At 71.2% G+C, this 21736-nt stretch carries 22 protein-coding genes; 8 read left to right on the forward strand and 14 right to left on the reverse strand.

Features of this window, described 5'->3' with window-relative positions; genetic code table 11:
* Position 1: 1 nt before the first annotated feature.
* The 9 genes from AC1DUE_RS17160 to AC1DUE_RS17200 all read right to left on the reverse strand — a co-directional run bounded on the left by AC1DUE_RS17160 (position 2) and on the right by AC1DUE_RS17200 (position 8317).
* Entirely contained in the window at positions 2 to 229 is a 228-nt protein-coding gene (locus AC1DUE_RS17160; protein WP_477040628.1) for a helix-turn-helix transcriptional regulator, read from the reverse strand.
* The gene (locus AC1DUE_RS17165; RefSeq protein ID WP_477040629.1) at positions 223 to 678 is read right to left on the reverse strand and encodes a hypothetical protein; all 456 of its coding nucleotides are present in this window, start codon (positions 676 to 678) and stop codon (positions 223 to 225) included. The genes AC1DUE_RS17160 and AC1DUE_RS17165 overlap by 7 nt, the downstream gene beginning before the upstream one ends.
* Complete coding sequence (locus AC1DUE_RS17170) at positions 675 to 1634, reverse strand: NAD(P)-dependent alcohol dehydrogenase (protein ID WP_477040630.1); 960 nt, start codon at positions 1632 to 1634, stop codon at positions 675 to 677. The genes AC1DUE_RS17165 and AC1DUE_RS17170 overlap by 4 nt, the downstream gene beginning before the upstream one ends.
* Before the next feature lie 103 nt (positions 1635 to 1737).
* Positions 1738 to 2712, reverse strand: a complete 975-nt coding sequence (locus tag AC1DUE_RS17175; RefSeq protein WP_477040631.1) for an N-acetylglucosamine kinase — start codon at positions 2710 to 2712, stop codon at positions 1738 to 1740.
* Positions 2709 to 3974 carry a 6-phospho-beta-glucosidase gene (locus tag AC1DUE_RS17180; RefSeq protein ID WP_477040632.1) on the reverse strand — a complete coding sequence of 422 codons (1266 nt, stop codon included), beginning with the start codon at positions 3972 to 3974 and terminating at the stop codon, positions 2709 to 2711. Before AC1DUE_RS17180 ends, AC1DUE_RS17175 begins: the two co-directional genes overlap by 4 nt.
* A complete protein-coding gene (locus AC1DUE_RS17185) occupies positions 3971 to 4771 on the reverse strand; it encodes a carbohydrate ABC transporter permease (RefSeq protein ID WP_477040633.1) in 801 nt (266 codons plus the stop codon). Before AC1DUE_RS17185 ends, AC1DUE_RS17180 begins: the two co-directional genes overlap by 4 nt.
* Positions 4772 to 4800: 29 nt before the next feature.
* Complete coding sequence (locus tag AC1DUE_RS17190) at positions 4801 to 5736, reverse strand: carbohydrate ABC transporter permease (protein WP_477040634.1); 936 nt, start codon at positions 5734 to 5736, stop codon at positions 4801 to 4803.
* Between the two features lie 5 nt (positions 5737 to 5741).
* Positions 5742 to 7079, reverse strand: coding sequence for an ABC transporter substrate-binding protein (locus tag AC1DUE_RS17195; protein WP_477040635.1), 1338 nt, complete (start codon positions 7077 to 7079; stop codon positions 5742 to 5744).
* An 80-nt stretch (positions 7080 to 7159) separates the two neighbouring features.
* Positions 7160 to 8317 carry an ROK family transcriptional regulator gene (locus AC1DUE_RS17200; RefSeq protein ID WP_477040636.1) on the reverse strand — a complete coding sequence of 386 codons (1158 nt, stop codon included), beginning with the start codon at positions 8315 to 8317 and terminating at the stop codon, positions 7160 to 7162.
* A gap of 227 nt (positions 8318 to 8544) precedes the next feature.
* Between AC1DUE_RS17200 and disA the strand changes: the two genes are divergently transcribed.
* A complete protein-coding gene (disA, locus tag AC1DUE_RS17205; RefSeq protein ID WP_477040637.1) occupies positions 8545 to 9621 on the forward strand; it encodes a DNA integrity scanning diadenylate cyclase DisA in 1077 nt (358 codons plus the stop codon).
* Between the two features lie 36 nt (positions 9622 to 9657).
* Here disA and AC1DUE_RS17210 read toward each other — a convergent pair whose 3' ends face one another.
* Both AC1DUE_RS17210 and AC1DUE_RS17215 read right to left on the reverse strand, forming a co-directional pair.
* Positions 9658 to 10275, reverse strand: a complete 618-nt coding sequence (locus tag AC1DUE_RS17210) for a hypothetical protein (RefSeq protein ID WP_477040638.1) — start codon at positions 10273 to 10275, stop codon at positions 9658 to 9660.
* A gap of 109 nt (positions 10276 to 10384) precedes the next feature.
* Entirely contained in the window at positions 10385 to 10966 is a 582-nt protein-coding gene (locus AC1DUE_RS17215) for an N-acetyltransferase family protein (RefSeq protein ID WP_477040639.1), read from the reverse strand.
* Positions 10967 to 11172: 206 nt separating this feature from the next.
* On the opposite strand from AC1DUE_RS17215, the gene AC1DUE_RS17220 reads away from it, so the two are divergent.
* Positions 11173 to 12063: an HhH-GPD family protein gene (locus AC1DUE_RS17220; protein ID WP_477040640.1), complete on the forward strand. Its 891-nt coding sequence runs from the start codon at positions 11173 to 11175 to the stop codon at positions 12061 to 12063.
* 51 nt (positions 12064 to 12114) lie between these two features.
* Here AC1DUE_RS17220 and AC1DUE_RS17225 read toward each other — a convergent pair whose 3' ends face one another.
* The 3 genes from AC1DUE_RS17225 to AC1DUE_RS17235 all read right to left on the reverse strand — a co-directional run bounded on the left by AC1DUE_RS17225 (position 12115) and on the right by AC1DUE_RS17235 (position 14345).
* The gene (locus AC1DUE_RS17225) at positions 12115 to 12633 is read right to left on the reverse strand and encodes an amino-acid N-acetyltransferase (protein WP_477040641.1); all 519 of its coding nucleotides are present in this window, start codon (positions 12631 to 12633) and stop codon (positions 12115 to 12117) included.
* 19 nt (positions 12634 to 12652) lie between these two features.
* Positions 12653 to 13168: a MarR family winged helix-turn-helix transcriptional regulator gene (locus AC1DUE_RS17230; protein ID WP_477040642.1), complete on the reverse strand. Its 516-nt coding sequence runs from the start codon at positions 13166 to 13168 to the stop codon at positions 12653 to 12655.
* A 193-nt stretch (positions 13169 to 13361) separates the two neighbouring features.
* A complete protein-coding gene (locus AC1DUE_RS17235; protein WP_477040643.1) occupies positions 13362 to 14345 on the reverse strand; it encodes a sugar-binding transcriptional regulator in 984 nt (327 codons plus the stop codon).
* A 157-nt stretch (positions 14346 to 14502) separates the two neighbouring features.
* Here AC1DUE_RS17235 and AC1DUE_RS17240 point away from each other — a divergent pair, with 157 nt between their 5' ends.
* From AC1DUE_RS17240 to AC1DUE_RS17265, 6 genes are all read left to right on the forward strand, one after another.
* Positions 14503 to 16323 (forward strand): glycerol-3-phosphate dehydrogenase/oxidase, encoded by a 1821-nt coding sequence (locus tag AC1DUE_RS17240; protein ID WP_477040644.1) that lies wholly within the window; start codon positions 14503 to 14505, stop codon positions 16321 to 16323.
* A 74-nt stretch (positions 16324 to 16397) separates the two neighbouring features.
* Positions 16398 to 17123, forward strand: a complete 726-nt coding sequence (locus AC1DUE_RS17245) for an MIP/aquaporin family protein (protein WP_477040645.1) — start codon at positions 16398 to 16400, stop codon at positions 17121 to 17123.
* A 107-nt stretch (positions 17124 to 17230) separates the two neighbouring features.
* Complete coding sequence (glpK, locus tag AC1DUE_RS17250) at positions 17231 to 18754, forward strand: glycerol kinase GlpK (RefSeq protein WP_477040646.1); 1524 nt, start codon at positions 17231 to 17233, stop codon at positions 18752 to 18754.
* A 232-nt stretch (positions 18755 to 18986) separates the two neighbouring features.
* A complete protein-coding gene (locus AC1DUE_RS17255) occupies positions 18987 to 19604 on the forward strand; it encodes a TetR/AcrR family transcriptional regulator (protein ID WP_477040647.1) in 618 nt (205 codons plus the stop codon).
* Positions 19605 to 19637: 33 nt separating this feature from the next.
* Positions 19638 to 20429 carry an exodeoxyribonuclease III gene (locus tag AC1DUE_RS17260; RefSeq protein WP_477040648.1) on the forward strand — a complete coding sequence of 264 codons (792 nt, stop codon included), beginning with the start codon at positions 19638 to 19640 and terminating at the stop codon, positions 20427 to 20429.
* Positions 20430 to 20495: 66 nt separating this feature from the next.
* Positions 20496 to 21713, forward strand: coding sequence for a DUF4190 domain-containing protein (locus AC1DUE_RS17265; protein ID WP_477040649.1), 1218 nt, complete (start codon positions 20496 to 20498; stop codon positions 21711 to 21713).
* Positions 21714 to 21736 lie beyond the last annotated feature (23 nt).

Consider the following 21736-nt stretch of genomic DNA (forward strand, 5'->3'; position numbering starts at 1 on the left):
CTCAGGCTCCGGTCGGGTCGGGGTACTGGAACACGTCGTCCAGCGGGACGCCGAAGACGTGCGCGATCTGGAAGGCCATCTCGAGCGACGGCGAGTAGCGGCCCTGCTCGATGGCGATGACGGTCTGACGGGTGACGCCGATGCGGTCCGCGAGCTCGGCCTGTGTCATCTCGCCGTGCTGGAAGCGCAGGCTGCGGATCGCGTTGGTGACGCGGGTCGGCTTCACCACGAAGGAAGGCCTCTCCGGTAGAGGCCGATCTTGGTGGCCGAGCTGAGCATCGCCGACAGGACGAAGCCGAGGTAGAGCGTGTTGGCGATCCAGAACCAGTCCGCCTCGACCATGGCGAGGATCAGCCCGGCGAGACCCCCGATCACGAGGAACGACTGGCCGGTGTACTCGCCGATCCGGTCGATCTCCTTGTCGCGCTGGTCCTTCTTGTCGCCGTCGCCGCGCCAGACGATCGAGATGACGATCGTGCCGATGATCGACGCGACGATCGCCAGCCCGATGCTCCAGAGCATCGGCGCGATGTAGTCGACGTCCTCGATGGGCACGTCCTGCGCCCGGGACAGGATCACGGCGACGTAGACGAGGAACGCCGCGAGGGAGACGACCGCGAAGACCCAGACGTTGCGCTCGGTGAACGTCATGCTGCTGCCCCGCTCCTGCTCGCTCACGGGAGGACCACGACCTTGCCGCGCGCGTGGTCGACGCCGAGGTGCCGCACGGCGTCACGGCCGGCGCTCAGCGGGTAGGTGCGGTCGATCGCCGGGGTCAGCGCCCCCTCGTCCGCGAGGCCGGACAGGACGTCGAGGTCCGCCGCGCTGTACATCGCGACGAGGGGTCGCAGGCGCTGGCGGCTGAACAGCGAGAGGACGCCGGCGCGGGCGATCCGGCCGAGCGGGCCGGTGACACGGTTGCCCTCGCCCGCCGACAAGACCAGGGTCCCGCGCTCGGTCAGGACCGAGCGCAGACGGGACAGCGAGTGGTTGCCGACGAGGTCGAGGATGACGTCGTACCGGCCGGCCAGCTCGTCGCGGGTGTAGTCGAGGACGTGGTCGGCGCCGACCGAGCGGACCAGATCGACGTTGCGCGTGCTGCACACGCCGGTCACCTCGGCCCCCCACGCCTTGCCGATCTGCACCGCGAAGGTGCCGACCCCGCCCGACGCTCCGTTGACGAGCAGCGAAAGGCCCGCCTGCAGGCGACCCACGTCGCGCAGACCCTGCAGCGCGGTCGTGCCGGCGAGCGGGACGGTCGCGGCCTGCTCGAACGTCAGCGCGGCAGGCTTGAGGGCCACCCGCTTGGCCGGGACGCTCGCGTACTCGGCGAACGCTCCCCCGTTCGGCTCGGCCCAGACCTCGTTCCCGGCGACGAACCCGGTGACCTTCGCCCCGACGGCGACGACCTCACCGGCGAGGGCCTTCCCGGCGACCGGGACGCGGGGCGACCGCAGCCCGGAGATCGCCCGGATCAGGTACGGCCTGCCGATCATCGTGTACCAGTCGGCGGCGTTGACCGAGGCGGCGCGCACCCGGACCAGCACGTCGTGGTCGCCCACGGCAGGGACGTCGACGTCATGGAACGAGAGGACGTCGTCGCTCCCGTACCCGAGCTGGACGATCGCTTTCATGGTGCGCCTCCGCGCTCGATGTCAAGAATTGCTGACATCGAGCAACGTAAAGCAGGCCTTACACCGTGTCAAGAGTTCTTTACATAGGGACGCCGCCCAGGGGTCAGATGAGCGCGGCCGTGACTGCGGACGTCTGCCGGGTGCGTCCGATCGCCGACGGAGGCGAACCGTGCGCCTCGAGCACCAGGAACGCGGCACCCAGCACCGGCCGCTCGGAGACGAAGGTCAGGCGTGCGCGGGGGGCGCCGAGCGCGAGACGCGAACGGATCCCCTCGGTCAGGCCCGGGTCCCGCGCCGCCAGCACCCCGCCGCCGAGGACGACCGGAACGGCCGACTCCGTCAGACCGAGCCGCCGCAGGGCTGCCAGGGCGAGCGCCGCGACCTCGTCGGCCTGCCGCTCGACCACGGCCGACGCGACCGCGTCACCGCTCGCCGCCGTCGCCAGGAGGAGCGGCGACAGGCCCGCGATGTCGTCGTGCCCGAGAACCTCGAAGTGCAGGTCCTCGATCACGGCGGCCATCGTCGTGGCACCGAGGGCCGCCGGCACGAGGTGCGAGAGATCGGTGGCCGGGCCGCGGCCGTCGACAGCGCGTGCCGCGTGCCAGATCGCCTGCTCGCCCAGCTCGTACCCGCCGCCCCAGTCGCCCGAGATGCGGCCGAGGGCCGGGAAGCGGGCGGTCGCGCCGTCCGACCGTCGGCCGACGCAGTTGATCCCCGTGCCGCACACCACGACGACCGCCTCGCGCGCGTCGGTACCCGCGCGCAGCAACGCGAACGTGTCGTTGTCGACGACGGCCGAGGCCGGCGTGAACCAGGGGAGGGTCCTCAGCGCCGCGGTGAACGTCTCGATCTCGACCGGCAGGTCCAGCCCGGACAGGTAGACGCCGACGCGCTCCACGGTGCGGCCGTCGAGCGCCGCCCGCACCAGCCCGTCGATGATGGCGAGTGCGGGCTGCACCCCGATGACCTGCGGGCACGACCCCGGCCCGCGGGTGTGCGCGAGCACCGTCCCGTCCGGGTCGAGCACGAGCACGTCGGTCTTGCTGCCGCCACCGTCGACGGCGACGAGGACGCTCATCGGGCCCACGCGAGGTGCGCGCGGTTCTCCGCGAGCAGCAGGTCGGTCAGCCGGGACGCCCGGTCGTACTGACCGACCAGGGGGTGTGCGAGCAGGGCACGCTCCACCCGGGAGCGACCCCCGTGCACGGCAGCCTCGAGCGCCAGCCTCTCGTAGCCCGCGACATGGGACACGAGGCCCGCGATGTCGGGGGGCAGCGGCCCCGCCGCAAGCGGCGCGATGCCGGCCGCCCCGATCGTCGCCGGGACCTCGATGACGTGGTCGTCGGGGAGGAAGGGCAGCGTGCCGTCGTTGCGGACGTTGACCACCTGCACGTCGCCGCGGTCGGCCGTCAGCGAGGCGAGCAGGTCCACCGCCGCCTCGGAGTAGAACGCTCCCCCGCGCCGCTCCAGGGCCGCCGGCTTGGTGTCCACCGACGGGTCGGCGTAGAGCTCGAGGAGCTCGTCCTCGACGGCGGTCACCGCGTGCGCGCGCGTCACGGCACCGGGGGCCGTCTGCTCGGACAGGACGAGATCGTGCGCGTAGTAGTAGCGCAGGTAGTAGGACGGCACGACGCCGAGCAGCGACAGCAGCGACGCCGGCAGCTCGACCTCGTCGGCGAGCTCGGGCAGGCGCTCGGAGAGCAGGCCCGGCAACCGGTCGACGCCGTCCACGGACGCCCCGCGCACCCACGTCAGGTGGTTCAGGCCCACGTGGTCCAGGGCGACGGACGACGGCGGCACGTCGAGCATCGTCGCGAATCGGCGTTGGAAGCCGATCGCCACGTTGCAGAGCCCGACCGCCCGGTGGCCCTCCTCGAGGAGCGCGCGCGTCACGATGCCGACCGGGTTGGTGAAGTCGACGATCCACGCGTCGGGCCGGGCGTACCGGCGCACGAGGTCGGCCAGCGACAGGACCACCGGAACCGTCCGCAGGGCCTTGGCCAGCCCACCCGGACCGGTGGTCTCCTGGCCGATGCACCCGCAGGCGTGCGGGAACGTCTCGTCGGTGTGCCGTGCCGCCTGCCCGCCGACCCGCAGCTGGAACAGCACAGCGGAGGCGTCGGACACCCCGGCGACGACGTCGGAGGTGGCCGTGACCGTGACGTCGTACCCGAACTTCGCGAACATGCGCCGCGAGACCCCGGCCACCAGGGCCAGGCGGTCGGCGGCAGGATCCACCAGGCACAGCTCGGTGAGCGGCAGCAGCTCGCGCAGCCGCGCGAACCCGTCGACGAGCTCGGGCGTGTAGGTGGACCCGCCACCGAGGACGGTGAGCTTCATCCCTTGACTCCGGTCAGTGTGACGCCCTGCACGAAGATGCGTTGGGCGAGGAAGAAGATGATCAGCACCGGGATCATGGCGATCACCGTGGCGGCCATCGTGAGGTTCCAGTCGACCGAGTGCGCCCCGCGGAACTGCGCGAGCGCGTACGAGACCGGCCAGGCCGACTCGTTCTCGGAGGTGTAGAGCAGCGGGCCGTAGTAGTCGTTCCACGACGCGAAGAACATGAAGATCGCCGTCGCCGCGATGCCCGGCTTGGCCATCGGGACGATGACCTTCCACAGCGTGCGCAGCTCTCCGCAGCCGTCGAGCCGCGCGGCCTCGGTGTACTCCTTGGGGATCGTCAGGAAGAACTGCCGCAGCAGGAAGATCGAGAAGGCGTCGCCCAGCAGGTTGGGCAGGATCAGCGGCCACAGCGACCCGGTGAGGCCGAGCTTGGACCACATCACGTAGAGCGGGACGCTCGTGACCTGCGGCGGGAGCAGCATCATGCCGATCACGAGGACGAGCAGCACGCCGGAGCCGCGGAACTGGATCCGGGCCATCGCGTAGGCCGCGGGGACCGACGAGACGAGCATGAAGACCGTCGCCAGGATCGCGTAGAGGAACGAGTTCCCCGTGTACTTGAGCATCGGGAGCCGCTCGAACACCTCGGCGTAGTTGTCCCAGTGGAAGGACGTCGGCCAGGCGAACGACGTCCCGGCCTGCTCGGGCGACATGACCGACGTGAGCAGGATGAACGCGAACGGCGCGAGGAAGATGAGCGCGAGCGCGAGGAAGACGGCGTGGTCCGCCACCCAGACCAGGGTGGTCGAGCGACGGCGGTTCAACTGGCCACGTCCGGAGTGAAGGACTTGAACCGGCGCAGCAGGACGGCCATCACCAGCGCCGCGACGACGAAGAGCACGACCGCCATCGCCGACGCGTAGCCCATGAGGTTCGCGCCGAACGCCTTGGAGTAGAGCAGCTGCCCGTAGGTGAGCGTCGACTGGTCAGGCCAGCCGAGCGCACCCGCTGCCCCCTGCCCGACCATCGACTTGCCCATCGCCGTCGAGGACGCCACGGCCGGCTCGGTGAAGTACTGCAGCGCCCCGATGATGCCGGTGATCAGCGCGAACAGCAGGACCGGCGCCATGTTGGGCACAGTGATGTGCCAGAACTGCTGGCGCGTGCTCGCCCCGTCGAGCTCGGACGCCTCGTACTGCTCGGTGGGCACGTCCAGCAGGCTGGCCAGGAAGATCACCATGATGTCGCCGAGCACCCACAGCCCCAGGAGCACGAGCGACGGCTTGGCCCAGGCGGGGTCGGTGAACCAGCCCGGACCGTCGATGCCGAACCAGCCGAGGATCTCGTTGACCGGGCCGGTGGCGGGGTTGAACACGAAGACGAACGCGATCGTCGCCGCCACCGGCGGGATGAGGGCCGGCAGGTAGTAGACGGTGCGCAGCACGCCCGACGAGCGCCGGGCCCGCGTGAGCACCCAGCCGACGAACAGGGCCCCGACGATCCGCACCGGCACCAGGATCGCGACGAACCACAGCGTGTTGAGCGTCGCCGTGCCGATCAGCGGGTCACCGCTGACCAGGAACTTCCAGTTGGCGAAGTTGTTCCACCGCGGCGGGTTCGACAGGTCGAACGCCGTGAACGAGTAGAAGACCGTCATCACCAGCGGGAAGACGAAGAACACGATCATGCCGAGCAGTGCCGGCGTCAGGAGCAGCAGGGCCGCCCTGTTCCGTCGGCGTTGGATCGTCGAGGCCATGTGCGTCAGCCCGCCTGGAGCTGCACGGCAGCGTTGATCTCGTCGTCGACCGTCGTCAGCATCCCCGGCAGGTCGGTGACGTCGCCCTGCTGCCACTTGGCCGTGTGGGTGCCGAAGATCGTCTGGTACTCCGCGCCGATGCCGCTGGGCGGGGTGGTGGACGACTTCGGGTTCTCGAAGATGTCGAGGAACGTCTGGAACTGCTCGGAGACCTCGAGGTCCGGCGACGCGATGGCGTCGTGCATCGTCGGCGCGTTCTTCAGGCCGTTGGAGAGCTTGACCTGGGCGTCGGTGTTCGTCGTCAGGTACTTGATGAGCGCCCAGCCGGCCTCGGGGTTCTTGGCGCCCTTGCCGATGCCGACGATGTTGCCGGTGATGTACCCGGCGCCGTAGCTGTCCTCGTAGCCCTCGGCCGACGGGATCGGCGCCGTGCCGTACTGCAGGTCGGGCGCCTGGTCGGCGATGAACGCCGTGCGGTACTCGCCGTCGATGTTCATGGCGACCTTGCCGGTCTGGAAGTCGTTCTCCGCGGAGAACTCCTGCCCGAGCGCGGCCTGGAAGTCGGCCAGCTTCTGGTACCCGCCGAGCTTGTCGATCAGGTCCTTCTGCCACTCGAGGATCGCGTTCCAGCCCGGCGACGAGCCGATCGCCGACGTGCCGTCCTCGTTGAGCCACTGCGCGTCCGCGGCCGGCGCCCAGTGCGCCTCGGCGTTCTCGTAGTAGCCGAGCAGCGGCATGAAGCCGAGCGTCTTGATCGAGCCGTCGTCGTTGAACGTGGTGAGCTTGACGGCCATCTCGGTCAGCTCGGCGAGCGTCTTGGGGGGCTCGGTGTAGCCGGCCGCCGCGAGCAGGTCCTTGTTGTAGTAGAGGCCGTAGACGTCGGCCAGCGCCGGCATCGTGCAGCGGACGCCGTCGTACGACGTGTAGCCGAGCACGGTGTCGGGGATCTGCGTCAGGTCGACGTTGTCGCGCTCGATGAAGCTCGACAGGTCGGCGAAGTCGCCCGACGAGCACAGGGGCCCGACCTGGTCGGTCGAGTAGGACAGGCCGACGTCGATGGCCTCGCCGGCGGAGATCGCCTGGCGCATCTTCTGGTCGTCCTGCCCGGACTTCACGTTCACCGTGACGCCGGGGTTGGCCTTCTCGAAGTCGTCGACGACCGACTGGATGACGTCGGCCTCGCGGTCCGTGAAGAAGTGCCAGAACTCGACGGTGCCGGAGATCTCGGAGGGGGCCGACGCCGCGGCCGTCGGGCCGTCGCCGCCGGAACCGCCGCTGCAGGCTGTGAGCGCGGCGACCGCCACCAGGGCGGGGACGACGAGCCAGGTCTTGCGTGTTCTCACCAGAGGCTCCTTGCTCGGGCACGACCGACCGCCCCCCGGACTGCGTGCGTCCGAGCAGGTCGTCGTGCGGGTGGGTTCTTCTAGGGGACGAGGTCCAGCAGCCGCGAGCGCAGGTCCGCGCCGACGACGGATCGAGCACCGCGCAGCACCGGGTGATCAGCCACGGCGCTCACGGAGATGTGCGGGGACCACCGGGTGGTCCTGCGGATGTGCCCTCGCACCAGGTCGGCGAGGGGTTGACCACCGGCGACGCCGGTCGGTCCGCCGAGCACGACCACGGGCGGGTCGAGCACGGCGAGAACGGGGATGACGCCGACGGCCACGCGCGCGGCGAGCTCGGCCAGGACTGCCGGCCTCTCCGGGTGGTTGACCAGCTCGGCCAGGACGGCGTCGAGGGTGCGGCCGCGCACGCCGTGCGCCCGCGCCAGCTTGCCCATCGCGATGCCGCCGATGAGGTCCTGCAGGTCCTTGGCCCCCTCGTGCGGCACGGGCAGGTACCCGATCTCGCCGGCACCGCCGGCCGCACCGCGGTGCAGCGTGCCACCGAGGTCGACCGCCAGGCCGAGACCGTCGCCGATCCAGAGCAGCGCGAATCCGTCGACGTCGGTACCTGCACCCTGGGCGCGCTCCGCGACGGCGGCGAGGTTCACGTCGTTGTCGATGCGGACGTTGATGCCGAGGCCGTCCTCGAGCTGGGTGCGCACGGCCTTGCGGGGCCAGCCGGGCATCAGGCCGACGAACGCGAGGTCGTCGGTGCGCGGGTCGACGGCGCCCTGCACCCCGATCGCCGCCGCGACGACCGTGTCCGGGGTGGTGCCCGCGGCCTCGCACGCGGCCTGGATCGCCGTGCTGATGTCGCCGACGGCGGACCGCTCGGACGCGGTCCGCGAGAGCGACATCTCGGCGACGGGGTGCTCGCCGCCGACCGCGTCGACGAGGGTCGACACCACGCTGTGCGGTCGTAGGTCGACGGCGACGGCGTGCGCACGGTTGGTGCGTACGCCGTAGGTCACGGCGCTCGGACCGCGCACCGCGGCGACCGACCCGACGACGTCGATCAGGTCCAGCTGCTCGAGCCGGGCGACCACCTGCGACGCGGTGGGCTTCGAGAGCCCGGTGAGCTCCCCGATCTGCGCCCGCGTCAGCGGTCCGTGCCCGAGCAGGAGGGCCAGCGCCGCCCGGTCGTTCATGGCGCGCAGCAGCCCGGGCGTTCCCGGCTGGCTGGGCGTGCCGTCCATGTCGTGCGCTCCGATCGTCGTTGACCGCGCCGTGTCCGGCGCCCTCGTGGGGCGCTCTCTCAGGCGCAATCAAACTAACAGGTAGGTTTCCTAATAGACAACAGCCTTCGAGCGTCGGACGCGTCTCGGTCCGGTAACGGCGCTGTTACTTCTGGCGTGTGGATGAACACTCGTCCGCCAGGTGTTTCGCCGGAGCCGGGAACATCGCTCGTCGTTACGATGCACCCGTGCCCCACTCGCACGTGCCCGACGACCTGCTCAGGTCCACGCTCGCCGCCGTCGCCCCCGGCGGTGAGCTTCGCGACGGCCTGGAGCGGATCCTGCGCGGCCGGACGGGCGCGCTGATCGTCCTCGGGTTCGACGACACCGTGGAGAGCATCTGCTCGGGCGGCTTCGTCCTGGACGTCGAGTTCTCGGCCACCCGCCTGCGCGAGCTGGCCAAGATGGACGGCGCGGTCGTGGTGGACGCGAGCATCTCGCGCATCGTGCGCGCCGCCGTGCAGCTCCTCCCCGACGTGACGATCGAGACCTCCGAGTCCGGCACTCGGCACCGCACCGCCGAGCGCGTCGCCAAGCAGACCGGCCTGCCGGTCGTCTCCGTGTCGGCGTCGATGCGGATCATCGCCCTCTACGTCGGCGGCAACCGCCACGTCATCGAGGACTCGACCACGATCCTGTCGCGCGCCAACCAGGCGCTCGCCACGCTCGAGCGCTACAAGTCGCGTCTCGACGAGGTCAGCGGCACCCTCTCGGCCCTCGAGATCGAGGACCTGGTCACCGTCCGGGACGTGTCGGCGGTGGTGCAGCGGCTCGAGATGGTGCGCCGCATCTCCGAGGAGATCGAGGGCTACGTCGTCGAGCTCGGCACCGACGGGCGTCTGCTCACCCTGCAGCTCGACGAGCTCATCGGCGGGATCAGCTCCGACCGCGCGCTGGTGATCCGCGACTACGTCGACACCGTGCGCCGCGACGTCGACTCGGTCCTCGACGAGCTGTCCTACCTCGACTCGACCGAGCTGCTCGACATCGGGCGCATCGCCACCGTGCTCGGCTTCCCGGGCGGCGGCGACGCGCTCGACGCGGCCGCGGGTCCGCGCGGCTACCGGCTGCTGTCCAAGGTCCCGCGTCTTCCCGGCGCCATCGTCGACCGGCTGGTCTCGCACTTCGGCGGCCTGCAGAAGCTGCTCGCGGCCGGCATCGACGACCTCATGGCCGTCGAGGGCGTCGGCGAGCAGCGCGCCCGTGCCGTCCGCGAGGGACTCTCCCGGCTCGCCGAGTCCAGCATCCTGGAACGGTACGTCTGACCGGTTCCGTCGTGTACAAGACGACGAACCTGCAGGTCAGCCCAGCCCGAACACCGCCGGAGGCGCGGCCGCACCGGCGAGCGTGAACTGTGCCGAGTACGTCCCGGCCCCCGGAGCGGGCAGGTCGGGCGGGCAGCCCGGCGTCGATCGGACCCGGTTCCACGCCAGCTGCGTGGCGTCGGCACCGCCCGCCGGCAGGAGCAGGTCCCGGCTCTCCGTGCCCGCCACGATGCAGTCGCGGTTGGACCACACCCGGTCGGGGCCGGAGGTGATGACGATCTCTCGGCTCGCCTCGCCCGCGTCCACCAGGCACGGGACGGCGCCGATGTTCGTGATCGAGACGTTGAACGACGGGCTCACCCCGGGGCCGAACGACTCGGCCGTGGCCGTCATGGCCAGCGCGAGCGTGGAGGGGTCGCAGTCCGGGACGCCGCCGGGCTCGACCGACGGTGTCGGGTCCGGCACGACCGGCGCGACGGCCGGCGGCGCGGTCGTGGTGGTCTGCGCCGTCGGTGTCGCGCCCTCGTCGTCGCCGCGTCCGGTGAGCCAGACGACCACCAGCACCACGACGAGCACCGGGATCCCCAGCACGATCAGGCGTCGCACCCAGTACACGCGGGCCGGCAGCCGCGGCGGCGGTTGCTGAGCGCCCATCGGTCCACCGCCTCTCACGTCGCGTCGCCGGATGTCCGACCACGGCGCGACCACGGTAGAGGCCCGGACGGACGACCGCGGACCCGACGCACCGGCGAGGACCGCGTTTTCAGAGCGTGAGCCGGACCACCGCGCGGCCCGTGCGCGGACGGGCGACCACCGCGAACCCCGCCGACTCGAAGGTCGACAGCCGACCGCGGTACGTCCCGGACCCGGCGTTCGGCCGCTCGGCGGCGTCCACCGGGTAGCCCTCGACGGTGTGCGCACCGTTCGCGCGGGCGTGCTCGACGGCCGTGTCCAGCAGGAGCGCGGACAGGCCGCTTCGGCGGTGCCGCGTCCGCACGACGAAGCAGGTCACCGCCCAGATCCCGTCGTCGTCGAGGTCCTCGCGTGTCTGCGGGGTCGACATGGACGGGCTGGTCCGGATGCGCGGGAAGGCCGACCGAGGCGCCACCGAGGCCCAGCCGACGGGCTCGCCATCGAGGCGTGCGACGACCCCCGGGCTCACGCCCGACGCCTCCACCTGCGCGACGAGATGCGCGCGCTTCTGTGCGAGCGGCATCTCGCGGTAGGTAGCCGGCTTCCACCGGTCGAACTGGCACCAGCAGCTCCGCTGGTCACCCGGCGACCCGAGCACGGCCTCGGCGTCCGCGACACTCACGCACGGTCCGGCGACGACCCCATGCTCCATCCGGTCACGCTAGCCGGGCACCGGCCGTGAGGCACGATGCTCGCGTGCCAGCGCGATCCCTGACGGCGGCGAGCGACGGCGCGGGGCACGATGCTCGCGTGCCAACGCGCTCTCTGACGGCGGCGAGTGCGGCCGTGGGGCACGATGCTCGCGTGCCGCCGCGCTCTCTGACGGCGGCGAGCGAGGCCGTGGGGCACGATGCTCGCGTGCCGCCGACCCCCACCGAGCTGCGCGAGCCCGTGCTCGCCTGGTTCGACGAGTCCGCGCGCGACCTGCCCTGGCGCGCGCCGGACCGGACGCCGTGGGGCGTGCTGGTCAGCGAGGTCATGCTCCAGCAGACGCCGGTCGTGCGGGTCGAGCCGGCGTGGCGGGCCTGGATGTCCCGGTGGCCGACGCCCGCCGACCTGGCGGGTGCGAGCACGGGCGACGTCCTGCGCGCGTGGGACCGGTTGGGCTACCCGCGCCGGGCGCTGCGCCTGCAGGAGTGTGCGCGGGCGGTCGTCGAGCGGCACGGCGGGGTCGTGCCCTCGTCGGACGCCGAGCTCCTGGCCCTGCCCGGCGTCGGGTCCTACACGGCGGCGGCGATACGGGCGTTCGCGTTCGGGCTCCGGTCGGTGGTGCTGGACACGAACGTGCGACGGGTGCTGGCCAGGACCGTCGCCGGTCAGGCGCTCCCCGCACCGAGCCAGACGGCCGCCGAGGTGCGGCTCGCCGACGCGTACGCGCCCGCCGACGACGCCACCGCCGCCCGCTGGGCCGCCGCGTCGATGGAGCTGGGCGCGCTCGTCTGCACCGCCCGCGCACCACGGTGCCCCGCGTGCCCGGTGGTCGAGGCCTGCGCCTGGTTCGCGGCCGGTCGCCCGGCCGACGTGCACGCGGCCCGGCGCAGGACCCAGGGGTTCGTCGGCACCGACCGCCAGGTCCGCGGCCGCGTGATGGCCCTGCTCCGCGAGGCCATCGGCCCGGTCCCCGCCGATGCGGTCGCGGCGGTGTGGCCCGACGCCCGCCAGCTGTCCCGCTGTGTCGAGTCCCTGCTCGCCGACGGCCTGATCGCCCGCACCGACGACGACGTCCCGACCTACCGCCTCCCGCACTGACGGCAAGCCCCGACGTCCGAGCGAAGCGCCCCGGGCGTCGGCCCGCGAGCCTCAGAGCTCGATGAGCATCCGCGTGTTGCCGAGCGTGTTCGGCTTCACGCGCGCGAGGTCGAGGAACTCGGCGACGCCGTCGTCGTGCGAGCGCAGCAGCTCGAGGTAGACCTCCGGGGTCACGGGCGTCCCCTCGATGACGTGGAAGCCGTGCGCCTCGAAGAACTCGACCTCGAACGTCAGGCAGAACACCCGGCGCAGACCCAGGTCGCGGGCGCGCTGCAGGAGCGCGTCGAGCAGCGCGTGCCCGACGCCCGCCCCGCGCCAGTCCCTGGAGGCGGCCAGGGTGCGGATCTCGGCCAGGTCCTGCCACATGACGTGCAGGGCCCCGCAGCCGACGACGGTCCCGGCGCCGGGCTCGGAGACCGCCTCGGCGACGAGGAACTCCTGCACCCCCTCGTAGTACCCGACCCACTCCTTGGCCAGCAGGATCCGCTGCTGCGCGTAGGGCTCGACCAGGTCGCGGATGTAGCGCACGTCGGCCGGCAGCGCCGGGCGGACGCGGATGTCGGAAGGCACGTGGGAGAGGGTAGACGCCTCAGGAGAGGGTCGACGGAGGCGCCGACCGCCACGCGGCGAACCGGCGGTCGAGGGCCAGACCGTCGCGGGTGCCGCGCAGGAAGTCGCGCAGCACCCCGGCGAGCAGCGCACGCTGCGACGGGTCGAGCCGGTCCGCGGTCAGGGCGTCCATCTCGCGCTCGATCTCGTGCAGCGTCGGCACCAGCGCGCGCGCCGCGGGCGTCAGGTCGAGCAGGACCGCACGCCGGTCGCGCGGGTCCGACTGCCGCTCGACCATCTCCCGCTGGACCAGGGCGTCGACCACACGGCTCGGGCTGCCGGCCTCGCAGACGATCATCCCGCCGAGGTCACGCAGGCTCAGCGGCCCGAACTCCGACAGGACGACGAGGATCTCGGCCTGCGACGGGGTGAGTCCCGCATCCCCGAGCAGCCGGGCGAACACGCGGTTGCCCTCCCGCTGCGTCGCGAGGATCAAGTACCGCAGCTCGGTGGGCGCAAGGCCCGAAGTGGTGCCGGTCAGACTGTCCTCGGTCACGCGTCCCCATCGGTCGTCGGGGGTCGATCCGCGGCGGGGGACCCTCTTCTGACGGGTGCCCACGACGTCCGTCGGCACCCACGCCCCCTGCGTAGGCATTGATACTCCCTGATGTCGGCCTGACCAGGTAGTGCAAAGACTGACCTTTTTTCTCACAACAGGGGGTAGGACCCTGTGCGATCTTCGGCGCGGGTCAGCGCCGGACGCGGCGGCGGTGCGGAGGCTCGGCGGCCTCCAGCAGCCCGGTGGCCGTGATCTCGTCGACGACGAGGTCGGTGACCACCCCGGCGCGCAGGGCCGCGAGCAGCGGCGCGACCTTGTTGTCGCCCGCGACGACGCACACGCGGCGCGGGATGCGCTGGAGCTCGACGGGCGTCGGCCCGGTGGCGCGCTCGTTGAGGTGCACGTCCTGCCAGGAGCCGTCGGCCCGCAGGAACACCGTGCACACGTCGCCGACGACGCCCTCGTCGTGCAGGTTCTTCACGTCGGAGTCGTCGAGGTAGCCGGCCGAGTACACGTGCGACGGGACCGCCCCCGCGACGGCGCCCACCGAGAACACCGCGATGTCCGCGCGACGCTGCATGTCGAGCACGCGCCGCACCGACCGCTCGCGCCACATCGCGGCCTTGGTGTCGGGGTAGTCGAAGAACGCGGGCACCGAGAAGTGGTGGACGGCGGCGGCGAACGCGGTGCCGAACGTCGAGATCAGGTCGCTGGCGTACTCGATGCCGCTGGTCCGCATGTTCGCGGCGCCGTTCAGCTGGACCACCGCGGAGCCGCGCGTGGGCTTCGGCGCCAGGTACCGGGAGACCGACGCCAGCGTGGTCCCCCACGCGACGCCGAGCACCATGTCGGAGTCGAACCACGACGACAGCAGACGTGCGGCGGTGATCGAGACCTGGTCCAGCCGCTCGATGTGGCTGGCGGAGTCGGGCACGGGGACCACATAGGTATCGATGCCGAACGTCGCGGCGATCGTGCGACCGAGACCCGGTGCACGGGTGCTCGCCGGTCGGAGCGTGATCTCGACCAGACCGGACTCCCGGGCACGCTTGATCAGTCGGGACACCGTGGACCGCGAGGTGCCGAGGTGCCGCGCGATGACCTCCATCTTGATGTCCTGCAGGTAGTACATGGACGCGGCCCGGAGCACGTCCTGCTCCCGTTCGACGTACATCTGACCCCCGTCCCGCCCGATGACGCGGCGTGCACATATGTGCACCCAGGTTGCGCGTTCGTTCGCTCCGTGACGACGATAGCCAAGGGCCCGGTAACGGGCGAACGGGACGAAGTGGTCCACAGCAAGGAATCTGGCGACACGAGGGGCAAGGCATATGCGAACGGCGCCGTTGACGGCCCAGGCACGACAGGACGCGCTCGACGCTCTGCGATCGAGCGCCGAGCGCGGGAACGAGCTCGACGTCCTCGTGATCGGCGGCGGTGTCACCGGCGCAGGCATCGCGCTCGACGCGGTCAGCAGGGGCCTGTCGACGGCGATCGTCGAGGCGCAGGACTGGGCCAGCGGCACGTCGAGCCGGTCCAGCAAGCTCGTGCACGGCGGTCTGCGCTACCTGCAGATGCTCGACTTCCACCTGGTCCGCGAGGCGCTCACCGAGCGCGACCTGCTGATCAACAGCCTCGCCCCGCACCTGGTGAAGCCCGTCAGCTTCCTGTACCCGCTCGAGAACCGCGTGTGGGAGCGGGCCTACGTCGGCGCCGGCGTGGCGCTCTACGACACGCTCGCGTCGGTCAACGGTGGGAAGCGGGCGCTGCCCATCCACCGGCACCTGACGCGCAAGGGCATGGAGCGGCTCTTCCCCGACCTGCGCCACGACGCGGCGATCGGCGCGGTCCGGTACTGGGACGCGGCAGTCGACGACGCACGCCTGGTCGAGACCCTGGTCCGCACGGCCGTCTCCTACGGGGCGCGCGCCGCCAGCCGCACCCAGGTGCAGGACCTGCAGACGACCTCCGGCGGAGCCGTCACCGGTGCCGAGCTGGTGGACCTGGAGACGGGCGAGCACATCGACGTCCGCGCCCGGCACATCATCAACGCCACCGGAGTCTGGACCGAGCAGACCGAGTCGCTCGCCGGCTCCGAGGGTGGCCTGCGGGTGCTGGCCAGCAAGGGCATCCACATCGTCGTCCCACGCAGCCGCATCGCCGGCGAGGTCGGGCTGATCCTGCAGACCGAGAAGTCGGTGCTGTTCATCATCCCGTGGTCGCGTTACTGGGTGATCGGCACCACCGACACCCCGTGGGTGCAGGAGCTGACGCACCCCGTCGCGACGAGCGCCGACATCGACTACGTGATCGAGCACGCCAACGCGGTCCTGTCCCGCCCGCTCACCCGCGAGGACATCATCGGCACGTGGGCCGGGCTGCGACCGCTGCTGCAGCCGCAGGTCAAGGCCGGCACCAGCTCGGCCAAGGTCTCCCGCGAGCACACGGTCGCCTCCCCGGCGCCGGGGTTCACCGTCATCGCGGGCGGCAAGCTGACCACCTATCGCGTGATGGCCAAGGACGCCGTCGACTTCGCGATCGGGTCACGCGCCACGACGCTGCCGTCGATCACGCACAACCTCCCGCTCGTCGGCGCCGAGGGCCTGCAGGTGTTCCAGCGGCAGTCGCGGGCGATCGCGCAGAAGTACGGCTGGAGCCGGCCGCGGATGGACCACCTGCTGCACCGGTATGGGTCGCTGCTCGGCGAGCTGATCGACCTGGTCGAGGCGGACCCGGCCCTGGCCGAGCCGCTGAAGAACGCCGACGCGTACATCGGCGCCGAGATCGTCTACGCCGCCAGCCACGAGGGCGCGCTGCACCTGGACGACGTGCTGATGCACCGGACGCGGCTCAACTACGAGCAGGCCGACAAGGGGGTCGGTGCGCTCGACGAGATCGCCGACCTCGTCGGACCCGTCCTGGGCTGGGACGACGCCACCCGCAGCAAGGAGATCGCGGCGTACGTCGCCCGCGCCGAGGCGGAGGACGCCGCGGCGCAGGAGACCGACGACTCGTCGGCCGAGAAGGTGCGCCTGCGTGCGGCAGACCTCGCGCCCATGCTCGGGGTCGACGACGCCAAGGAGAAGGTCGACGCCGGCACCAAGCCGCGCTCGCCCGCCGGGAGGGGCTCCTCCGGTCCTGTCGGGACCTAAGAACTCCTCGCGGTCCTCCGCGAGGTGAACGTGACAACGACGTCCGTCAGAAAGGGTCGACTGTGGACTACACAATGACAGATGCCTTCTGGTCCGAGGTGATGGGGACCGGGCTGCTCGTGCTGCTCGGTACAGGTGTCGTCGCGAACGTCATCCTGCCGAAGAACAAGGGCTTCAACGGTGGCTGGCTCCTCATCAACTTCGGATGGGGCTTCGCGGTCATGGCTGGTGTGTACGCCGCCTTCAAGTCCGGCGCACACCTCAACCCCGCGGTGACGATCGGCATCTGGGCCAGCGGTGCGGAGGAGTTCGCACCGGGCATTCCCGTCACGGCGGCCAACGGGTTCTACTACGTGACCGCACAGATGCTCGGCGCTGCGATAGGCGCCCTGATCTGCTTCCTCGCCTACAAGAAGCACTTCGACGAGGACGCCGACGGCGCCACCAAGCTCGCGGTCTTCTCGACCGGTCCGGCCATCCGGACCTACGGATGGAACTTCATCACTGAGGTCGTCGGCACCTTCGTCCTGGTGTTCGTCATCCTCTGCTTCGCCAAGAACCCCGCAGCCCTCGGGCCGCTACCCGTGGCGTTCCTCGTGGTCGGCATCGGTGCCAGCCTCGGTGGCCCGACGGGCTACGCCATCAACCCGGCCCGTGACCTCGGCCCGCGCATCGCGCACGCCCTCCTGCCCATCAAGGGCAAGGGCTCGAGCGACTGGTCCTACTCCTGGGTCCCCGTCCTCGGACCGCTCGTCGGCGGCGTCATCGGCGGTCTCGTCGCCGGTGCCTACGTCGTATGACGGCTCGCTGACTCAGCCCCCCAGCGTCCGGACGGCGCCACTGGCCCCCTGGTCGGCGTCGTCCGGACCTCGTATCGCACCGCACGACCTTCGGAGGAATTCGCACCATGCCCGACACCCAGTACATCCTTGCCATCGACCAGGGCACCACGAGCTCGCGCGCCATCGTCTTCGACCACTCCGGGCACATCGTCGAGTCCGGCCAGCTCGAGCACGAGCAGATCTTCCCGCGCGCAGGGTGGGTGGAGCACGACGCCGCGGAGATCTGGAAGAACACCCGCGAGGTCGTCGGCCTCGCCCTGACGCGCGCCAACCTCACCTACAAGGACATCGCCGCCGTCGGCATCACCAACCAGCGCGAGACGGCCGTCGTCTGGGACCGGACCACGGGCGAGCCGGTCTACAACGCGATCGTCTGGCAGGACACCCGCACGCAGAAGATCGCCGAGGAGCTGGGGGCGCTCGGCGGTGGGGCGGACCGCTACAAGGACAAGGTCGGCCTGCCGCTGGCCACATACTTCTCCGGCCCGAAGATCAAGTGGATCCTCGACAACGTCGAGGGCGCCCGCGCCAAGGCCGAGGCCGGCCAGCTCGCGTTCGGCAACACCGACTCGTGGGTCGTGTGGAACATGACCGGCGGCGTGGACGGCGGCGTGCACGTCACCGACCCGACCAACGCCTCGCGCACCATGCTGATGAACCTCGACACGCTCACGTGGAACGAGGACATCGCGAACGACATGGGCATCCCGCTGTCGATGCTGCCCGAGATCCGCTCCTCGTCCGAGGTCTACGGCACCGGCCGCGAGGGCGGCATGGTCCCCGGAGTGCCGATCGCCGGCATCCTCGGAGACCAGCAGGCCGCCACCTTCGGGCAGGCGTGCTTCGAGGTCGGCATGGCCAAGAACACCTACGGCACCGGCAACTTCATGCTCATCAACACGGGCACGTCGCCGGTCCCGTCGAAGAACGGCCTGCTCACCACCGTCTGCTACAAGATCGGCGACCAGCCGACCGTGTACGCGCTCGAGGGGTCGATCGCCGTCAGCGGCTCGCTGATCCAGTGGCTGCGCGACAACCTGGGGATCATCTCGACGGCACCGGAGATCGAGGAGCTCGCCAAGACGGTCGACGACAACGGTGGCGCGTACTTCGTGCCGGCGTTCTCCGGCCTGTTCGCCCCGTACTGGCGTTCCGACGCCCGCGGCGCGCTCGTCGGTCTGACGCGGTACGTCAACAAGGGCCACATCGCCCGCGCCGCCCTGGAGGCCACCGCCTTCCAGACGCGCGAGGTGCTGGACGCCATGAACGCGGACTCGGGCGTGAACCTGACCGAGCTCAAGGTGGACGGCGGCATGGTCCAGGACGAGCTGCTCATGCAGTTCCAGGCGGACATCCTCGGCGTCCCCGTGGTGCGTCCGCAGGTTGCCGAGACCACCGCGCTGGGCGCCGCGTACGCGGCCGGCATCGCGGTCGGCTACTGGAACGGCGAGCAGGACGTCATCGACAACTGGGCCGAGGACAAGCGCTGGGAGCCGAGCATGGCCGACGACGAGCGCGACCGTCAGTACCGCCTCTGGAAGAAGGCCGTCACCAAGACCTTCGACTGGGTGGACGACGACGTGGTCTGAGCAAGCGGCTGAGCTGCGGCCGTGTGCGGGAGCACGGCTACAGCAGGGGGACGGAGCTGGGCGGCGGTTTGCGCCGCGAGCCCGCCCGTCACACACGAGACCCGGGCCGTCGGAGGGGGCGACCCGGGTCTCGTCATGCCTGCGTCCGAGGTCGTCGGGCATCGTCGCCCATCTTCGACGTTTCGGCATGTGGACTGAACCCGACAGGCGTTGCGTAGCTACAGTGGGGCGCATGACGGGCAATGACGGCCGTGTGCGGGTGGACCCGCGGGTGCTGCGCACGCGCCGGCTCCTGCAGGACGCCCTGCTGTCGCTGGCCCACGAGAAGACGCTCACGGACATCACCGTCGCCGACGTCACGGACCGCGCGACGGTCAACCGGAGCACGTTCTACCAGCACTACCCGGACACGGACACGCTGCTGGCCGACGCCCTGGACACCCAGGCGTCGCAGTTCGGCATGGAGACCGTCTCGGTCGATGCCGCCCGGCCCTCGGACGAGCCACCGGTCACCCTGGTGCGGTACGCGCGCCTGATCGCGGAGAACGTGGACCTCTACCGCGACGCGCTCGGCTCGCACGGGTCCCTGGTCGCGATGAACCGGCTGCACGAACGGTTCAAGCGGCTCGCCGTCGACACGATGCGAGCGAACGGTTCCGAGCCGATCACCGAGATGCCGCTCGACGTCTTCGCCGCCGGGATCTCCGGCTCGGTGATCGCCGTCTACAGCGCCTGGCTGCGGATGGACCCGCTCCCGCCGCCGGAGGACGTGGCGCGTTGGGCGTGGTCGCTGGTCGTGGGACGCACGACGCCCGCCCCCGTGGACCACGCGCACGACGCGTACGGCTAGGCGAACCGTCGGCGCCCGGTAACGTCTCGCCCCATGCGTCTGGCCACCTGGAACATCAACTCGATCCGCGCGCGCACCGATCGTGCACTCGCCTTCCTGGAGCGCACCGGGGTCGAGGTGCTCGCCCTGCAGGAGACCAAGTGCAAGGACGACCAGTTCCCGCGCGAGGCGTTCGAGGCCCTCGGCTACGAGGTCGTGACCAGCGGCTTCAGCCAGTGGAACGGGGTCGCGATCGTCTCCAAGGTGGGGATCGAGGACGTGGAGGTCGGGTTCCCCGGCATGCCGACGTGGGGGGACCCCGCGGTCGCGGAGGCGCGTGCGCTCGGGGCGACGTGCGGCGGCGTCCGGCTGTGGAGCCTGTACGTGCCGAACGGCCGCGAGGTGGACGACCCGCACTTCGCCTACAAGCTCGACTGGCTCGCCCGGCTGCGGGACGCCGCCCGGGGGTGGCTCGAGGCCGACCCGCAGGCGCAGGTCGCGCTCGTCGGCGACTGGAACATCGCGCCGCTCGACACCGACGTCTGGGACATGGCCTGGTTCGCCGGCCGCACGCACGTCACCCCGGCGGAGCGTGACGCCTTCCGGGCGATCGCGGAGGTCGGCTACACGGAGGTCTCGCGTGCGCACCAGCCCGCCGAGCACACCTACACGTACTGGGACTACCAGCAGCTGCGGTTCCCCCGGAACGAGGGCATGCGCATCGACCTCACGTACGCCACGCCCGCGCTGGCCGCCCGCGTGACCGGTGTGCAGATCGATCGGAACGAGCGCAAGGGCAAGGCACCGTCGGACCACGTCCCCGTGATCCTGCAGATCGCCGACTGAACCGCATGCGGGTGATCTGACGGAGCGGTCGATGACGCCCGGCGCCCGCTGCACTAGGTTGCGCGCATGAGCAACGAGCCTGGGGGGCCGGCTCCGCTGCCCGACCCGTACACCGTGCCCGGTGGCTACGAGAGCGACCGCGGACCTGTACCTCCACCGCCGAGCGGCTACGAGGCCGTCCTGCCGCCGCCCGCGCCGTACGCGGCACCGGCCCGCCCCGACGCCGCGCCGACGGCGCCGCTCAGCCCGGCCGTCGAGGCGAACAACCCGTTCTCCCCGCCCGACGCGGGTGGCGCGCCCTTGTACGGGACCCCGCCCCAGGCGTCCTACGGCCCTGCCCCGACCGGTACGCCCTACGGCCAGCCGACTCCCTACGGCCAGCCGTCGCCGTACGGCCAGCCGTCGCCGTACGGGCAGGCCCCGGCGTACGGGCAGGCACCGGGCTACGGGCAGGCACCGGGCTACGGGCAGGCACCGCCGCCGTTCGGCGCACCCAACGGCACGGCCTACGGATCGTCGCCCTACGGACCCGGGTACTACGCGCCGCAACCGGCCTCGAACGAGCCGCTGGCGATCGCGTCGATGGTGACCGGACTGGCGGGCCTCGTCGTGCTCAGCGGCCTGCCCGGGCCTGTCGCGCTCGGGCTCGGGATCGCGGCGCTGCGGCGGATCCGCAGGAACGGCAAGAACGGCCGCGGCATGGCGATCGCCGGGGTCGTCCTCGGCTCGGTGGGCATCGTCTACATGCTCGCCGTGGTCGGGTTCGTCGTCGCGCTGGTGACGAGCGACACCGGAGAGCCCTACGCCGCCGACCCGTACGACTACGGGAGCGGGGACGGCTCGACGGACAGCGGCGGCGACGAGTACGCCGCCGACCCCTTGCCGGACTACACGCTGCGCACCGACCTCCAGCTGGGCGACTGCCTCGACGTCTACGCCTACTCCTACGACATGAGCGACACGTCCGTGGTCGACTGCGGCACCACGCACGAGGGCGAGGTCGTGGCGATGTCGTACCTGGTCGAGCCGACGAGCAGCGACCTGAGCGCCGACGACCCGGTGTGGACCAACGCCTGGGACCAGTGCGTCGCCGATGCCGAGACGATCCTCCCGGACGGGTACCAGGACCACGGCGAGCTCGTGCTGTTCACCCCGCACCCCGACGACTTCGACTCGCTCGACGGCGGCACCGGGTACTGCACGTTCTTCACCTACGACGACGAGCCCATCACCGGATCGGCGGTCCAGCACACGCTCACGTTCACCGCCGGGAGCCTCACCTGAGCACCGACGCCTACCGCAACCCG

The organism is Cellulomonas sp. P4_A2, assembly GCF_056402515.1.

Coding starts and splice junctions, on each gene's coding strand:
- AC1DUE_RS17170 (WP_477040630.1), bottom strand. CDS start 1,634: ATGAAAGCGATCGTCCAGCTCGGGTACGGGAGCGACGACGTCCTCTCG.
- AC1DUE_RS17175 (WP_477040631.1), bottom strand. CDS start 2,712: ATGAGCGTCCTCGTCGCCGTCGACGGTGGCGGCAGCAAGACCGACGTG.
- AC1DUE_RS17180 (WP_477040632.1), bottom strand. CDS start 3,974: ATGAAGCTCACCGTCCTCGGTGGCGGGTCCACCTACACGCCCGAGCTC.
- AC1DUE_RS17190 (WP_477040634.1), bottom strand. CDS start 5,736: ATGGCCTCGACGATCCAACGCCGACGGAACAGGGCGGCCCTGCTGCTC.
- AC1DUE_RS17200 (WP_477040636.1), bottom strand. CDS start 8,317: ATGGACGGCACGCCCAGCCAGCCGGGAACGCCCGGGCTGCTGCGCGCC.
- AC1DUE_RS17210 (WP_477040638.1), bottom strand. CDS start 10,275: ATGGGCGCTCAGCAACCGCCGCCGCGGCTGCCGGCCCGCGTGTACTGG.
- AC1DUE_RS17215 (WP_477040639.1), bottom strand. CDS start 10,966: ATGGAGCATGGGGTCGTCGCCGGACCGTGCGTGAGTGTCGCGGACGCC.
- AC1DUE_RS17235 (WP_477040643.1), bottom strand. CDS start 14,345: ATGTACGTCGAACGGGAGCAGGACGTGCTCCGGGCCGCGTCCATGTAC.
- AC1DUE_RS17240 (WP_477040644.1), top strand. CDS start 14,503: ATGCGAACGGCGCCGTTGACGGCCCAGGCACGACAGGACGCGCTCGAC.
- AC1DUE_RS17245 (WP_477040645.1), top strand. CDS start 16,398: ATGACAGATGCCTTCTGGTCCGAGGTGATGGGGACCGGGCTGCTCGTG.
- glpK (WP_477040646.1), top strand. CDS start 17,231: ATGCCCGACACCCAGTACATCCTTGCCATCGACCAGGGCACCACGAGC.
- AC1DUE_RS17255 (WP_477040647.1), top strand. CDS start 18,987: ATGACGGGCAATGACGGCCGTGTGCGGGTGGACCCGCGGGTGCTGCGC.
- AC1DUE_RS17260 (WP_477040648.1), top strand. CDS start 19,638: ATGCGTCTGGCCACCTGGAACATCAACTCGATCCGCGCGCGCACCGAT.
- AC1DUE_RS17265 (WP_477040649.1), top strand. CDS start 20,496: ATGAGCAACGAGCCTGGGGGGCCGGCTCCGCTGCCCGACCCGTACACC.